Origin of the sequence: Streptomyces dysideae (assembly GCF_001514305.1) — a bacterium.
Classification (GTDB): domain Bacteria; phylum Actinomycetota; class Actinomycetes; order Streptomycetales; family Streptomycetaceae; genus Streptomyces; species Streptomyces dysideae.
The window spans coordinates 99,315-113,370 of the sequence record NZ_KQ949077.1 but is presented as its reverse complement, the minus strand read 5'-3'; the positions used below and the strand labels follow the sequence as shown (position 1 = coordinate 113,370).

Genomic DNA, 14,056 nt, shown 5'->3' with positions numbered 1-14,056 from the left:
CCTTTTAGGGGCGCGGGGCGCTACTTCGCCCGATCGAAGTCAATCGCGCTGTACGCCCGCAGCTTGCTGAGCCGATGCTCGGAGTCGATCCGCCGAACCGTCCCGGACTTCGACCGCATCACGATCGAGTCGGTCGTAGCGGTCTCCGACCGATACCGCACCCCCCGCATCAACTCACCGTCGGTGATCCCCGTAGCGACGAAGAAGACATTGTCGCCGGAGACGAGGTCGTCGGTGGTCAGCACACGGTCGAGATCGTGCCCCGCATCGATCGCCCGCTGCCTCTCCTCGTCGTCCTTCGGCCACAGCTTGCCCTGGATCGTGCCGCCCAGACACTTCACGGCACAGGCCGAGATGATGCCCTCGGGAGTGCCGCCGACGCCGAGCAGCAGATCGATACCGGTGCCCTCACGCAGCGCCAGGATCGAGCCGGCGACGTCACCGTCGGAGATCAGCTTGATGCGCGCACCGGTCTCCCGGATCTCCTCGATGATGCCCTCGTGCCGAGGACGGTCGAGGATCACGACCGTGACGTCCTCCGGCGTGGACCGCTTCGCCTTGGCGACCCGGCGGATGTTGACCGCCACGGGCGCGTTGATGTCCACGAAGTCGGCGGCCTCGGGGCCGGTCACGAGCTTGTCCATGTAGAACACGGCGGACGGGTCGAACATCGACCCCCGGTCCGCGGCCGCAAGGACGGCGATCGCGTTCGGCATGCCCTTCGCGGTCAGGGTGGTCCCGTCGATCGGATCGACGGCGATGTCGCACTCGGGCCCGGTCCCGTCACCGACCCGCTCCCCGTTGAAGAGCATCGGCGCCTCGTCCTTCTCGCCCTCACCGATGACGACGACGCCGTTCATCGACACGGTGTGGACGAGGGTCCGCATGGCACGCACCGCGGCACCGTCGGCGCCGTTCTTGTCGCCGCGCCCCACCCAGCGGCCCGCAGCCATCGCGGCGGCTTCGGTGACCCGGACGAGTTCCAGGGCGAGGTTGCGGTCGGGGGCTTCGCTGGGGACTTCAAGCTCGGACGGCAAATGATGATGCTCGGTCATCGGAGCGCACCTTTCTGTACGACGACGGCCGGATGAGGGTGTTGGCCCGACTCTATCGTCAGGCAGACAAAATGAGCAGGGGACCCCACGGATGAGCGCGCCGGGCACCTGCGACGATAGGGGGCGTGGCAGGTTCGAACGGCAAGCAGAAGACGGTCCGGGACATGGTGCTCTCCCTGGGCCTGATCAGTCTCGCGGCGGGAGTCATATACGTCTTCGTCCCGCACGACGACTCCGAGCCCGATGTCAGGCGGGTCGACTATCGCGTCGAGCTGCTCACGGCACGCCGGGCGGCGTCCTACCCGGTGGCCGCCCCCGAGGGGCTGCCCGACACCTGGAAGGCCACCTCCGTCCGCTTCCAGGGCGACCAGTTCGACGCCTGGCACCTCGGCTTCCACGCCCCCGACGGGGATTACGTACAGGTCGAGCAGTCGACCCAGAAGCCGTCGGCGTTCATCGAGGAAGCCACGCAGGGCGGCGAGGAGTCGAAGACCACCCGGCAGATCGGTGACCGGACGTGGACCCGCTACACCGGCGGCCGCTACGACGCGCTGGTCCTCACGGAGAAGGACTCGACCACGGTGGTGGCGGGCACGGGCTCGCTGGAGCAGCTCACGGAGATGGCGCGAGCGCTGAAGACGGAGTGAGCGCGGGAGCGCATGAGGAGGCCCCCGGCGGTGCACCGCCGGGGGCCTCCTCATGTCACTACTGGTTGTTAGACGGTGGTGATGACCTCGCCGTACGTCAGCCGCGGCGAGCGCGGGAACCAGGCGTCCTCGCCCGGCTTGCCGATGTTCATCACCATCAGCGGGGTGTGGTCGCCGTCCAGGAACTCCTTCTGGACGCCCGCGAAGTCGAGACCGGTCATCGGACCGGCGGCGAGGCCGGCGGCGCGGACGCCGATGATGAAGTACGCGGCCTGCAGGGCGGCGTTCAGCGTGGCGGCACCCTCACGGGCGGAGCGCTCGGCGAAGAAGAGGTCCTTGGCCTGCGGGAAGTGCGGGAAGAGCTCCGGCAGCTCCTCGTGGAACTCGTTGTCCGCGGAGAGGATCGCGACCAGCGGGGCGGTGGCGGTCTTGGGCTGGTTGCCCTCGGCCATGTGCTTCACCAGGCGCTCGCGGGCCTCGGCGGAGCGGACCAGCGTGATGCGCAGCGGGGTCTGGTTGAAGGCGGTCGGGCCGTACTTGACCAGGTCGTAGATCGCCTGGATCTGCTCGTCGGTCACCGGCTCGTCGGTGAAGGTGTTCGCGGTGCGGGCCTCACGGAACAGCAGGTCCTGGGCGGCGGAGTCAAGAACGAGAGACATGCGTGAACCTTCTCGGGATGTGCGTCGGGCCGGGAAACGGACCGGGGACCGGTTGACGGAACCGACGGTACGCGAGACAAGTTCAACCTTCAACAAATGGGGAAGGTAGGTGATCCGCTTCACACCTGACTAGGACGTGCCGCCCTCTTCCTCCGCCTCGGCCGCTTCCTCCTCGGCCAGGGCCGCGTCCAGCCGGGCCCGGGCCCCGTCCAGCCAACGCCGGCACACCTTGGCCAGCTCCTCGCCCCGCTCCCAGAGCGCGAGGGACTCCTCCAGCGTCGTACCGCCCGCCTCCAGCCGCCGCACGACCTCGATCAACTCGTCCCGCGCCTGCTCGTACCCGAGCGCCTCGTCCACCTTGCCGGTCATTCGCCCACCCTATGTATCGACTCGTACGGAGAACTCGCCCTCGGCGACTCGCGCGCGCAGCGCCTCGTCGGCCGTGACCTCGCCCGGATCGCGGACCACGTGCCCGTCGGCCTTCTGCAGCACGGCGTACCCCCGCTTCAGGGTCGCCGCCGGGGAGAGGCCCACCACGCGCGCGTGCGTGTGCGTCAGCTCGGAGTCGGCGCGGTCCAGGAGGTGCCCGAGGGTGCGCCGCCCCCGGTCGAGGAGCGCGGCGACATGGTCGGCGCGCTCGTCGATCATCCGGTGCGGATCCTCTATCGACGGCCGGGACAGGGCCTGCGCGAGCCCCCGCTCCTCCCGGTCCACGATCGCGTGCACACACCGCCGGGCCCGGTCGCGCAGCAGCCGCACGCGCTCGTACTCCTCGCCCACGTCCGGTACGACCTTCTTGGCTGCGTCGGTGGGGGTGGAGGCGCGCAGATCGGCGACGTAGTCGAGGAGAGGGGTGTCGGGCTCGTGTCCGATGGCGGACACGACGGGCGTACGGCAGGCGGCGACGGCGCGTACGAGCTGCTCGTCGGAGAAGGGCAGGAGGTCCTCCACGCTGCCGCCCCCGCGCGCGACGATGATCACGTCCACGTCGTCGATGGCGTCGAGCTCCTTCACCGCCTGCACGACCTGCGGCACGGCGTGGACGCCCTGCACGGCGACGTTGCGCACCTCGAAGCGGACGGCCGGCCAGCGGTGCCGGGCGTTCTCCAGGACGTCCCGCTCCGCGGCGGAGGCGCGCCCGCAGACCAGCCCGACGAGCTGGGGCAGGAAGGGCAGGGCCTTCTTCCGCTGGGGAGCGAAGAGCCCTTCCCCGGCGAGGGCCTTCTTCAACTGCTCAAGCCGGGCGAGCAGTTCACCGACCCCCACGGGCTTTATCTCGGCGGCCCGCAGCGACAGCTGTCCGCGCGGGGCGTACCACTCGGGTTTGGCGAGTACGACGACCCGGGCGCCCTCGGTGACGATGTCGGCGACCGCGTCGAACACCTGGCGATAGCAGGTGACGCTCACGGAGATGTCGTACGACGGATCACGCAACGTCAGAAACACGACCCCCGCGCCGGGCCGCCGCGACAGCTGTGTGATCTGCCCCTCCACCCACACGGCACCGAGCCGGTCGATCCACCCCCCGATGAGCCGCGACACCTCACCGACGGGCAGGGGAGTTTCGGGCGACGAGTTCACAGCCATGCCGCGAGCGTAACGGCCCCCACCGACATCCGGCCGACCGTCACCCACGCGATCTCCGGCCCGCCGAACGCGGCCTTACGATGGGGTGCATGACTGCTTCGCCTGGCCGCCGTGTCCTGCTCGCCGCCCCCCGTGGTTACTGCGCGGGTGTGGACCGCGCCGTGATCGCCGTCGAGAAAGCCCTCGAGCAGTACGGAGCCCCGGTCTACGTCCGGCACGAGATCGTCCACAACAAGTACGTCGTGCAGACCCTGGAGAAGAAGGGCGCCATCTTCGTCGAGCAGACGGAGGAGGTCCCGCCGGGGAACATCGTCATGTTCTCCGCGCACGGCGTCGCCCCGACCGTCCACGAAGAGGCCAGGCGCGGTCAGCTGGCCACCATCGACGCGACCTGCCCGCTCGTCACCAAGGTCCACAAGGAAGCCGTCCGGTTCGCGGGCGAGGACTACGACATCCTCCTGATCGGCCACGAGGGCCACGAGGAGGTCATCGGCACCTCCGGCGAGGCCCCCGACCACATCCAGCTCGTCGACGGCCCGGAAGACGTCGCCAAGATCGAGGTCCGCGACGAGTCGAAGGTGGTCTGGCTCTCCCAGACCACCCTCTCCGTCGACGAGACCATGGAGACCGTCGACGCGCTCAAGGACAAGTTCCCGCAGCTCATCTCCCCGCCGAGCGACGACATCTGCTACGCCACGCAGAACCGTCAGCTCGCGGTGAAGCAGATGGGCGCCGAGTCCGAGCTGGTCATCGTGGTCGGCTCCCGCAACTCCTCCAACTCCAAGCGGCTCGTCGAGGTCGCCAAGCTCGCCGGCTCCCGCGAGGCGTACCTCGTGGACTTCGCGAGCGAGATCGACGAGGCCTGGCTGGAGGGCGTGACGACGGTGGGCGTCACCTCCGGCGCCTCCGTCCCGGAGGTGCTTGTCGAGGAGGTCCTGGAGTGGCTCGCCGAGCGCGGCTACGGCGACGTCGAGCTGGTCAGGGCGGCCGAGGAGTCCATCACGTTCTCCCTGCCGAAGGAGCTCCGCCGCGACCTGCGCGAAGAGGCGGCGGCGCTGATCGCCGAGCGCACGGGCGCGAACGCCGGGGGCACCTCCGCAGAGTGACCGTCAGTCGTCCGTCGTAACGTAGGGCCATGCACATCTTCGGCGTGGACATCGGTGGATCCGGGATCAAGGGCGCTCCCGTGGACCTGGACAGGGGCGACCTGGCGGAGGAGCGCTGCAAAGTGCTCACTCCGCAGCCGGCGACGCCGGACGCGGTGGCCGACGGCGTCAAGCAGGTCGTCGAACACTTCGGCTGGACGGGGCCGGTCGGGCTGACCTTCCCGGGGGTGGTCACCGGCGGCGCCACGATCCGCACCGCGGCGAACGTCGACAAGGCATGGATCGACATGGACGCGCGCGCGTTGTTCGGCGAGCGGCTCGGCGGCCTCCCGGTGACGGTGCTCAACGACGCGGACGCGGCGGGCGTCGCCGAGATGTCCTTCGGCGCGGGCCGCGACCGCCGCGGCCCGGTGATCCTCCTCACCTTCGGTACGGGCATCGGCAGCGCGGTCTTCGTCGACGGCGTCCTCGTCCCGAACACCGAGCTGGGGCATCTGGAACTGCACGGCCACGACGCGGAGAAGCGGGCGTCCAGCAAGGCCAGGGAGGACGAGGACCTCAGCTGGGAGCACTGGGCCCACCGCGTCCAGAAGTACCTCGCCCACGTCGAGATGCTGTTCTCCCCGGAACTGTTCATCATCGGCGGCGGCGTCAGCCGGAAATCCCAGAAGTTCCTGCCCCACATCGAGGGCATCAAGGCGGAGATCGTCCCGGCACAGCTGCAGAACAACGCGGGGATCGTGGGGGCGGCCATGCGGGCGGCGAAGGCGGGGTAGGCGGCGGTCACACCGGGGGACGGTGGCCCGTCATCCGACGTCGGTTCATCAGGGCCACCTTCCGTACCGTCGCGATCAGGCCGGCGATGAGGGTCCCCCCGTACAGCCACCCCGCCTCCGTGGCGAGGGCCGTCACCAGGCCCATCACACGGTCGCCCGCGCCGTCGCCCGCGTCGGCCACCGGGATCAGCCCCGCCATGAAGGCGATCGGTACGACGACCGGCGCGGTCACCAGGTCGCCCCGGCGGATCCACAGCGCCGTCAGCGCGCACACCGGCAGGAACAGCACCCCGTACACCGTCGGTGACCCCCCGAACAGCAGCGCGTCCAGACAGCCCAGCAGGAACATCAGCGCCCCGCAGAACAGCCCGCCGCCCAACCCGGTCAGCCGCGGGTTGGGCATCCGCCGTACCGCCTGCCTCGGCGGTGGCCCGGGCCGCCGTACCGCCGCCGGACGGCGCTCGCCCCCGGACCGCGCCGCCTGCGGGGGCAGCCGGGGAGTGCTGCGTCGCGGGCTGTGCTGTACGGGTCGCGTCCTGTGTTGCTCCACTGGACCAACTTAGGTCGGTTTATGTGCCGAATCGCCCCTCAGACACGCCGGGGGACAGGGCTTGGCCAAGCGTTCGATACGTACGCCGGGGCGGGGCGCGGCACGCCGTAGACTGGGGGATCGGCCCGTGTGTCGGTGAAGGACCGGGCCCGCAGCCCAGCCCTCTTCAGCCCTCTCACGTACGGGAAGTCGCAACGTGTCGCTCACGATCGGAATCGTCGGTCTGCCGAATGTCGGCAAGTCGACCCTGTTCAACGCCCTGACCAAGAACGACGTGCTGGCGGCCAACTACCCGTTCGCCACGATCGAGCCGAACGTCGGTGTCGTCGGCGTCCCGGACGCCCGGCTCACCCAGCTCGCCGGGATCTTCGGCTCCCAGCGCATCCTCCCGGCGACCGTCGACTTCGTCGACATCGCCGGCATCGTGCGCGGCGCGTCCGAGGGCGAGGGCCTGGGCAACAAGTTCCTCGCGAACATCCGTGAGTCCGACGCGATCTGCCAGGTCATCCGCGCCTTCAAGGACGAGAACGTCGTCCACGTCGACGGCAAGGTCTCGCCCAAGGACGACATCGAGACGATCAACACCGAGCTGATCCTCGCCGACCTCCAGACCATCGAGAAGGTCCTGCCCCGCCTCCAGAAGGAGTCGCGGATCAAGAAGGACATCGCGCCGAAGGTGGCCGCGGTCGAGGCGGCGAAGGAGATCCTGGACGCGGGCCAGACCCTGTTCGCCGCGGGCATCCGGCAGGACTCGGAGCAGGAGGCCCTCCTCCACGACCTGCACCTGCTCACCGTCAAGCCGTTCCTCTACGTCTTCAACGTCGACGAGGACGAGCTGACCGACGAGGACTTCAAGAACGAGCAGCGTGCCCTGGTCGCCCCCGCCGAGGCGATCTTCCTCAACGCCAAGCTCGAGGCCGACCTCGCCGAGCTCGACGAGGAGGAGGCCCTGGAGCTCCTCCAGTCCGTCGGCGTCGAGGAGCCCGGCCTCGCCACGCTCGCCCACGTCGGCTTCAACACCCTCGGGCTGCAGACGTACCTCACGGCCGGCCCCAAGGAATCCCGCGCCTGGACCATCAAGAAGGGCGCCACCGCCCCCGAGGCCGCCGGCGTCATCCACACCGACTTCCAGAAGGGCTTCATCAAGGCCGAGGTCATCTCCTTCGCCGACCTGGTGGACACCGGCTCGGTCGCCGAGGCCCGCGCCAAGGGCAAGGCGCGTATGGAGGGCAAGGACTACGTGATGCAGGACGGGGACGTGGTGGAGTTCCGCTTCAACGTCTAATACGTTCGGCGAAAGGCCGTCTGACCTGCGACGGAGCGGGCTGGGCGGCCTTTGCGGTCCGCACAGAGTCCGCAGCGCGCTGACTTCGGTCAGTGCGCGGGGGAGCGGCTACGCCGCTTCGTCGACCTGCGGCTGGGCATCGGCGGACTGGTCCGCGTACGCCTTGTCGACGGCGGCCCGGGTCCGCTCCTCGGAGTCGGGCCACAGGTGGGTGTAGATGTTCAGCGTCATGGCCGCATTGGTGTGGCCGAGACGCTCGGAGACCGTCTTCACGGACTCGCCGTGCTTGATCAGCAGGCTGGCGTAGTGGTGCCGGAGGGCGTGGGGTCCGGTGCCCTTCGGGATGCCGGCCTTCGCGCAGGCGGGCCGCCAGGACGCGTCCATGAAGTGCGTGTAGACCACGGGTCCGCCCTGCGGCGCCGTGAAGATCCAGCCCTCGGGCCCATCGGCGGGAAAGTCCCGCAGGTGGGCCTTCATCGCATCCACCGCCATGCGGGGGAGCGGGACCGTGCGGTGCGAGCGATCGGTCTTGGGCGGGCAGACGTACACGCCGTGCTTGGCGGTCTGCTGAATCTGCTGCTCGACCGAGACAGTCGCGTGCGACAGGTCCATGTGCCGGAGCTGGAGGCCGAACAGCTCGCCGGGGCGGAGCCCGGTGGCCGCGCCGAGCAGCACGAGGCCCTTGTATCGCGCGGGTATCTCCTCGGACAGCGTCCGCACCTGCTCGACGGCCAGGGGCACGATCTTCTTCCGGGGCGCCGAGGGCAGCTTCGCCTCGGCGCACGGGTTGTGAGGGATCATCCGGTCACGGACGGCCGCCCGGAAGACGGCGTTGACCGTGTTGAAGACCGTCCGTGAGGTGCTGGCGGCCAGCCCGTGCGTGGTGGTGAGGCTGGTGACCCAGCTCTGTACGTCGCCCGGCTTGATAGCGCCGAGTGCCCGTTTCTCCCAAGCTGGGTAGACGTAGCAGCGCAGGTGCTGGGCAACCGCCTTGGCCGTGGAAGGCCGGTGCGGCTGGATGGCCCGCCATTCTTCCGCGTACTCCTTGAAGGGCTTCTTTGCCGATCGCGGGTCGACGTACTGGCCGGTGACCATGCTGGCCGTGACCTCGTCGATCCACCGCTGGGCGTCGATCTTCCGCTCGAAGTGGCGGGCGTGTTCCTTGCCGTCGAGGTCGCGGTAGCGGGCCCGCCATTTGCCGTTGGGGCGCTTCTGGATGTTGGCCAAGTGGCCTCTCCTTCGTGTCGGTTGTCAGTAGTGGCCGCCGTCCTCGATGTCGCCGCTGAGGGTGCGAGCGTCCCGCTCGTCGCCCATGAGGCGGAGGCACTGCTCGTGGATCGCCCGCGAGCTGTCGGGATGGGCCTTGATGTGGTCGGCGATGGCGACCACGGCGTGATGGAGACGGTCGCGCGCGTCTCGGGCCTCATAGAACGCTTCGACGGCTTCCTGGACGAACCGCCGGCTGTCGATGTCGAGCCCCTCCAGGGGCGGGGACATCAGCTCTTCAAGAGGAAGCTCGAAGACGCGGGAGAAGGCGAGGGCCTCGTCGAGGTTGATGCGCCGGCGAGGGGTGCCGTTCTCGATGCGCCAGACCGCCGTCTGGTTCATCTTCACGCCCGCTCTGGTCACCCGCTCAGCCAGCTCGGTCGTGCTCCACCCTCTGACCTCGCGCTCCAGGGCCACGCGCGCGGCCACGTTTCCCTCGCTGTAGAGCAGCGGCACCTCGCCGCCCTCGGGCCTGTCGCCTGCCATCAAACCTCCATCGTCACCGTCGCTATCCCAATTGAAACATGAGCTTCCCGATTTGGGTAACCGCCGATCCTGGGGTACACCTTTATGCAGATCGAATCGCCACCTACCCGAATGGGAATGCATGCGATACCTGACCACCGCCGAGGTCGCCGAGCGCTACCGCACGGCCGAGAGCACCGTCCGCTACTGGCGCCACATCCAGAAGGGGCCGCGTGGCATCAAGATCGGCAAGCGGGTGCTCTACCCCGAGGCGGAGCTGCTGCGCTATGAGCGCACGCTGATCGAGGGCCAGGACGAGTGGGGTCTGGCCTCGTGAGCCGCCAGCAGTCCCGGACACAGCAACGGCCCCCGGCGCGCCAACGCCGAGGGCCGGGGATTCCCCTGCACGTCGCCCATCCCTGAACGAACGAACCGGTGAGGGGCGGGACCTTGTCCGTCCTGTCCCTCACCTGAGAGGAACGTCTATGGAGGACCCTACGTCCCCCGCCACCTCGAACGCATCCGAGGTTGTCTGGCCCGCCCCCGCGGTCCCCGGCCAGGGCATCCCCTGGCGCAACGGGGACCGAACGGAGTCACGGTCCCCTGCTTCGACGGGTGTTCCAGTCGGGGACCGAAACACACCCAGCGCGGCACCAGTGCAGGTCAGCGCCTTGGGGACCGGTCCCGCCGAATCGGACACCGGGGACCGGACAGTGACTTCCCGTCCGCCGGTCCCCGAGCCCGGTCCCCGAATCCCGGGCGAGCACGGCGCTCTCCGAGCCAATCTTGAGAGCCACGGTCCCCGCGCATCTGCGGGGACCGTGGTCCCCGACGGCGGATCGGGGACCGGGGACCGCGCTGGTACGGGCGGCGAGACGGCCGAAGAAGGAGCCGCGCTGCTGGATGACCTACGTGCGGCGATCGGCCGGTACGTGGTGCTGCCGAGCGAGGAGGTATTGACCGCAGTCACCCTCTGGGTGGCGGCCTCCCATATCCAGCCGGCTCTCCAGCACGCACCGCGCCTGGCGGTGGTGGGACCGACCAAGGGGTGCGGCAAGTCCCGGGTCCTGGACGTGCTCCACGAGACCGTGTCCCGGCCGATGATGACGGTGAACACCTCGCCGGCGGTGGTCTTCCGGATCATCGGCGAGGACCCGCCGACGCTCCTGGTGGACGAGGCCGACACCATCTTCGGCCCCAAGGCCGGCGACAAGGAGGACCTCCGCGGCCTGCTGAACGCCGGACACCAGCGCAACCGCCCCGCCTGGCGGATATCCGGCCCGGAACACAAGCCCACCGCGTTCCCCACCTTCGCCATGGCCGCACTGGCAGGCATCGGCGACCTGCCGGACACGATCATGGATCGCGCCGTCGTGCTCCGCATGCAGAAGCGCAAGCCCGGCGAGAAGGTCGCCCCCTTCCGCTCCCGGCACTCCGTCCCGGAACTGAACGCGCTGCGCGACCGACTGGCCGCGTGGCTGACCCCGCTGCGCGGGACAGCGCACCGGCTGGTGCCACCGATGCCGGTCGAAGACCGGGCCGCGGACACCTGGGAGCCCCTGGTGATCGTCGCCGACCTGGCCGGCGGCCACTGGCCCGCCCAGGCCCGTGCCGCCTGCCTGGCGATGACCCGGAACGAGGTGGTCCAGGACGAGCAGACGACCCTGAAGACCCGGTTGCTCCGGGACATCCGCCGCGCCTTCGAGCAGCAGGGCGACCGGGAGGCTCTGCGCAGCCACGATCTGCTCGCCGCCCTCATCCAGGACGCAGAAGCGCCCTGGGCCGAGTACGGCACGAAGGGCCTGAACGCCTACCACCTGGCCAACCTGCTGCGCGACTTCGGCATCAGCCCGGCCAACCACCGCTTCGAGAACGGCAGGCAGGCCAAGGCGTACGCCCGTAACCAGTTCCTCGACGCCTGGGCCCGCTACTGCCCCGACCCCGCCCAGCCGATCCCCGCAGCCGGCGAGACCGTGGTCGCACGTCGAGCCCAGGGCAAGCCACCGGCGCCTCCGTCGGGGACGTTGCCCATCGGGCCGCCCGGCGGGCCTGCCGGCCCCAGGCCCACTCGCTGACACCAGCTCCGTATCAATCCGTCGCATCCGTCCCCGCGCAGGTCAGCGCGGGGACGGAGTTCCTCGCGGATACGGATCACTCCGTACCTGCGACCGCTTCCGTACCTGTCCTGACCAGCTACGGGACGGATGCAACGGACGTGACGAAGCCCCACCCCACACGACCACCGGAGCACCACCATGCCCGAAACGAGCACCGACAGCCTTCCCACCCGCCGCCTCAAAGGATTCTTCGGCCTGACCCGCCGATCAGCAGCAAGCTGGAGCGAACGAGCCTCTAACGAGGCTTCGTCCGCGCTTGCCCCCGCCCCAGGGGTGGCGGAGGAGAAGGCCGAGCGCCAGGGGGCGCCCGAGCCAGAGGAGGGTGTAGCCGAGACCAGCTGCCCGCCCGCACCCAACTCCGTCGCCCCAAGCACCCAGCCGCCGGCCGATGTCCAACCGCCCGCCGAGCAGCCCTCCTGGCGGGACCTCGACGCCCCCGTCCTGCCCGCCCTGATGAACCGCAAGCGCACCGTGGAGAAGCGCGACCAGGAGAAGACCATTCGCTTCACCCGGACCGCTGTAAGCGTGATCAGCGCCGCCGCTCACCAGCGCGGCCAGAAATTTGCCGGATTCGTCGGCGACGCCGCTCTGGCCGTCGCCCTCGGCAAGGCGGGCCTGGTCGGCAGCCCGGAGGACGACCCAGTCCGCCCGCTGATCGAGGCCCTCGATGCACACACGGTCGCGCTGAACCGCATCGGCAGCAACCTCAACCAGATCACCGCAGCCATCCACCGAGGAACCGTGCCCGAGCGCGCCGAAGCGGTGCTGGACCGCGTCGAGCAAGCCGCCGAGAGCAGCTACCAGCTGATCGACCAGCTCCTGACGGAAGGCACCGCCCATGGTTCCTGACGTCTCCACCGGCTCCAACACCCGCGGACTGATCGCCTACCTCTTCGGCCCAGGCCGCCGCGACGAACACACCGACCCTCACATAGTCGCCGCCTGGGACATGGCCGGCGCCCCCGACCCCGGCCGCGACCCGGCAGCCACCTACACCCAGCTCGCCAAGCGCCTCGACCACCACGTCGACCTGCGCACCCGCGAACTGGGCGGCAAGAAACCACCCCAGCACGTCTGGCACTGCCCGGTCCGCACCGCGCCCGGCGACCGCTACCTCACCGACGCCGAGTGGGCCGAGGTCGCCCGCCGCATCGTTCACGCCACAGGCATCGCCCCCGAAGGCGACGAGAAGGCATGCCGGTGGATCGCGGTGCGCCACGCCGACGACCACATCCACCTCATGGCCACCACCGTCCGCACCGACGGACGCCGCCCCCGCACCCACCACGACGGACAACGAGCCCAAGCCGAATGCCGCAAGATCGAAGCCGAGTTCGGCCTGCGCCACCTGAAGTCCGGCGACCTCACCGCGCCCCGCACCCCCACAGGCGCCGAACGCGCCAAGGCCGAGCGCCAGGGCCAGACGGTCACAGCACGGCACTGGCTGCGCGAGCAGGCGTACGCGGTCGCCGCCGCCGTACGAACCGAAGCCGACTACTTCACCGTGCTGCAGTCCCTCGGCATCAAGGTCAAGACACGCCTCGGACCCGAGACCGGCGACGTCATCGGCTACAGCCTCGCCGCACCCGGCGACACCAACGCGGCCGGCGAACCCGTCTGGTACGGCGGCTCCAAACTCGCCCCCGACCTCTCCATCAACCGCCTACGCGAACGCCTCCCCGACCAGAAGGTGGCCGACCGCCCCCGGCATGTCGCGGACCCCGCCGCCCTATGGCGGCACACCACCACCGCCATAGACACGGCACGCACCGTGCTCGACTCCGGTGACGATGCGGCCGCCCAGGGCCACCTGGCCGCCTTCGGCGATGCCCTGTACAACATCGCCAGCGCCACGACCGGCCCTCACCGGGCGGAACTGCGTTCAGCGGCGATGGCGTTCAACCGCGCTCGCCGCTCCGCCATCCGTGCCGACCACGAGGCTGCCACCGCCCTGCGCAAGGCCGCCAAGGAACTCGCCTACGCCTCCGGCGAGCCGGGCGGACTCGCCATCGCCCTGCTCTTCGCCACCGTGCATCTGGCCCGCGCCGCCGCCAAGTGGCACGAGCAGCGTGGCCACGAGCAGCAGGCCGCTGCGGCCGAGGAAGCCTTCCGCCACCTCCAGGCGGGCTACCAGCAGGCCGCCGCACCCGTCCTGGCTGACCTGGCCCGCCGCGCACCGCGAGCCGCGACCGCCCGCCGCTTCGAGCAGGACGTTCGTGCGGCCCTCCCCGACCACGCCGACCGAATCCTCGCTGACCCCGCTTGGATCGCCCTGACCACAACCCTCGCCCACGCCGAGACCGCCGGCCACAACCCCCGACGCCTCCTGGCCGAAGTGGGCACCCAGCGAGAACTCGACAGCGCCGAGCACCCCGCCGAGGTCCTCAACTGGCGCATCACCGCTCAGCCGAACCGGCGAACGCAAGCGGCTCGCAGCCGAAGCACCACCACCAGCGGAACGACGTCCATGTCCGCCACGCCACACCCTCTGGCCACGCCAGTGGCCACGAAGCCCGAAGAGCGCAGTCGGCGCCGCTGACACC

Annotated in this window: 15 protein-coding genes; 8 read left to right on the top strand and 7 right to left on the bottom strand. The window is 69.9% G+C overall.

Going from position 1 to position 14,056, the window contains the following annotated elements; translation table 11 throughout:
* Positions 1-20 precede the first annotated feature (20 nt).
* Positions 21-1,055 (bottom strand): class II fructose-bisphosphatase, encoded by a 1,035-nt coding sequence (glpX, locus tag AQJ91_RS06850; protein WP_067017448.1) that lies wholly within the window; start codon positions 1,053-1,055, stop codon positions 21-23.
* 125 nt (positions 1,056-1,180) lie between these two features.
* On the opposite strand from glpX, the gene AQJ91_RS06845 reads away from it, so the two are divergent.
* Positions 1,181-1,702 carry a DUF4245 domain-containing protein gene (locus tag AQJ91_RS06845; protein ID WP_067017447.1) on the top strand — a complete coding sequence of 174 codons (522 nt, stop codon included), beginning with the start codon at positions 1,181-1,183 and terminating at the stop codon, positions 1,700-1,702.
* Between the two features lie 68 nt (positions 1,703-1,770).
* On the opposite strand, the gene AQJ91_RS06840 is transcribed toward AQJ91_RS06845, so the two are convergent.
* The 3 genes from AQJ91_RS06840 to xseA form a co-directional block, all read right to left on the bottom strand.
* Positions 1,771-2,361 (bottom strand): malonic semialdehyde reductase, encoded by a 591-nt coding sequence (locus AQJ91_RS06840; protein WP_067017446.1) that lies wholly within the window; start codon positions 2,359-2,361, stop codon positions 1,771-1,773.
* Positions 2,362-2,490: 129 nt separating this feature from the next.
* Positions 2,491-2,730, bottom strand: coding sequence for an exodeoxyribonuclease VII small subunit (locus tag AQJ91_RS06835; RefSeq protein WP_067017445.1), 240 nt, complete (start codon positions 2,728-2,730; stop codon positions 2,491-2,493).
* A gap of 9 nt (positions 2,731-2,739) precedes the next feature.
* The gene (xseA, locus tag AQJ91_RS06830) at positions 2,740-3,948 is read right to left on the bottom strand and encodes an exodeoxyribonuclease VII large subunit (protein WP_067017444.1); all 1,209 of its coding nucleotides are present in this window, start codon (positions 3,946-3,948) and stop codon (positions 2,740-2,742) included.
* 80 nt (positions 3,949-4,028) lie between these two features.
* On the opposite strand from xseA, the gene AQJ91_RS06825 reads away from it, so the two are divergent.
* Both AQJ91_RS06825 and ppgK read left to right on the top strand, forming a co-directional pair.
* Positions 4,029-5,054: a 4-hydroxy-3-methylbut-2-enyl diphosphate reductase gene (locus tag AQJ91_RS06825; RefSeq protein ID WP_107122362.1), complete on the top strand. Its 1,026-nt coding sequence runs from the start codon at positions 4,029-4,031 to the stop codon at positions 5,052-5,054.
* A 29-nt stretch (positions 5,055-5,083) separates the two neighbouring features.
* Positions 5,084-5,830, top strand: a complete 747-nt coding sequence (gene ppgK / locus AQJ91_RS06820) for a polyphosphate--glucose phosphotransferase (protein WP_067017441.1) — start codon at positions 5,084-5,086, stop codon at positions 5,828-5,830.
* A gap of 7 nt (positions 5,831-5,837) precedes the next feature.
* Here the strand turns inward: ppgK and AQJ91_RS06815 are convergent, their stop codons facing one another.
* Positions 5,838-6,233, bottom strand: coding sequence for a DUF6542 domain-containing protein (locus AQJ91_RS06815; protein ID WP_067017440.1), 396 nt, complete (start codon positions 6,231-6,233; stop codon positions 5,838-5,840).
* Positions 6,234-6,576: 343 nt separating this feature from the next.
* On the opposite strand from AQJ91_RS06815, the gene ychF reads away from it, so the two are divergent.
* Positions 6,577-7,665, top strand: coding sequence for a redox-regulated ATPase YchF (ychF, locus tag AQJ91_RS06810; protein ID WP_067017439.1), 1,089 nt, complete (start codon positions 6,577-6,579; stop codon positions 7,663-7,665).
* 108 nt (positions 7,666-7,773) lie between these two features.
* Here the strand turns inward: ychF and AQJ91_RS06805 are convergent, their stop codons facing one another.
* The gene (locus tag AQJ91_RS06805; protein ID WP_067017438.1) at positions 7,774-8,892 is read right to left on the bottom strand and encodes a tyrosine-type recombinase/integrase; all 1,119 of its coding nucleotides are present in this window, start codon (positions 8,890-8,892) and stop codon (positions 7,774-7,776) included.
* Between the two features lie 24 nt (positions 8,893-8,916).
* The gene (locus tag AQJ91_RS06800) at positions 8,917-9,417 is read right to left on the bottom strand and encodes a helix-turn-helix transcriptional regulator (protein ID WP_067017437.1); all 501 of its coding nucleotides are present in this window, start codon (positions 9,415-9,417) and stop codon (positions 8,917-8,919) included.
* A 121-nt stretch (positions 9,418-9,538) separates the two neighbouring features.
* Here AQJ91_RS06800 and AQJ91_RS06795 point away from each other — a divergent pair, with 121 nt between their 5' ends.
* The 4 genes from AQJ91_RS06795 to AQJ91_RS06780 all read left to right on the top strand — a co-directional run bounded on the left by AQJ91_RS06795 (position 9,539) and on the right by AQJ91_RS06780 (position 14,052).
* Positions 9,539-9,733: a helix-turn-helix transcriptional regulator gene (locus tag AQJ91_RS06795; protein WP_067017435.1), complete on the top strand. Its 195-nt coding sequence runs from the start codon at positions 9,539-9,541 to the stop codon at positions 9,731-9,733.
* A gap of 484 nt (positions 9,734-10,217) precedes the next feature.
* The gene (locus tag AQJ91_RS06790) at positions 10,218-11,471 is read left to right on the top strand and encodes a DUF3631 domain-containing protein (RefSeq protein WP_067017432.1); all 1,254 of its coding nucleotides are present in this window, start codon (positions 10,218-10,220) and stop codon (positions 11,469-11,471) included.
* A 315-nt stretch (positions 11,472-11,786) separates the two neighbouring features.
* Positions 11,787-12,362 (top strand): MobC domain-containing protein, encoded by a 576-nt coding sequence (locus AQJ91_RS06785; protein WP_067017431.1) that lies wholly within the window; start codon positions 11,787-11,789, stop codon positions 12,360-12,362.
* Positions 12,352-14,052: a relaxase/mobilization nuclease domain-containing protein gene (locus AQJ91_RS06780; protein ID WP_067017430.1), complete on the top strand. Its 1,701-nt coding sequence runs from the start codon at positions 12,352-12,354 to the stop codon at positions 14,050-14,052. The genes AQJ91_RS06785 and AQJ91_RS06780 overlap by 11 nt, the downstream gene beginning before the upstream one ends.
* Positions 14,053-14,056 lie beyond the last annotated feature (4 nt).

Coding starts and splice junctions, on each gene's coding strand:
- glpX (WP_067017448.1), bottom strand. CDS start 1,055: ATGACCGAGCATCATCATTTGCCGTCCGAGCTTGAAGTCCCCAGCGAA.
- AQJ91_RS06840 (WP_067017446.1), bottom strand. CDS start 2,361: ATGTCTCTCGTTCTTGACTCCGCCGCCCAGGACCTGCTGTTCCGTGAG.
- AQJ91_RS06835 (WP_067017445.1), bottom strand. CDS start 2,730: ATGACCGGCAAGGTGGACGAGGCGCTCGGGTACGAGCAGGCGCGGGAC.
- xseA (WP_067017444.1), bottom strand. CDS start 3,948: ATGGCTGTGAACTCGTCGCCCGAAACTCCCCTGCCCGTCGGTGAGGTG.
- AQJ91_RS06825 (WP_107122362.1), top strand. CDS start 4,029: ATGGGGTGCATGACTGCTTCGCCTGGCCGCCGTGTCCTGCTCGCCGCC.
- ppgK (WP_067017441.1), top strand. CDS start 5,084: ATGCACATCTTCGGCGTGGACATCGGTGGATCCGGGATCAAGGGCGCT.
- AQJ91_RS06815 (WP_067017440.1), bottom strand. CDS start 6,233: ATGCCCAACCCGCGGCTGACCGGGTTGGGCGGCGGGCTGTTCTGCGGG.
- AQJ91_RS06800 (WP_067017437.1), bottom strand. CDS start 9,417: ATGGCAGGCGACAGGCCCGAGGGCGGCGAGGTGCCGCTGCTCTACAGC.
- AQJ91_RS06795 (WP_067017435.1), top strand. CDS start 9,539: ATGCGATACCTGACCACCGCCGAGGTCGCCGAGCGCTACCGCACGGCC.
- AQJ91_RS06780 (WP_067017430.1), top strand. CDS start 12,352: ATGGTTCCTGACGTCTCCACCGGCTCCAACACCCGCGGACTGATCGCC.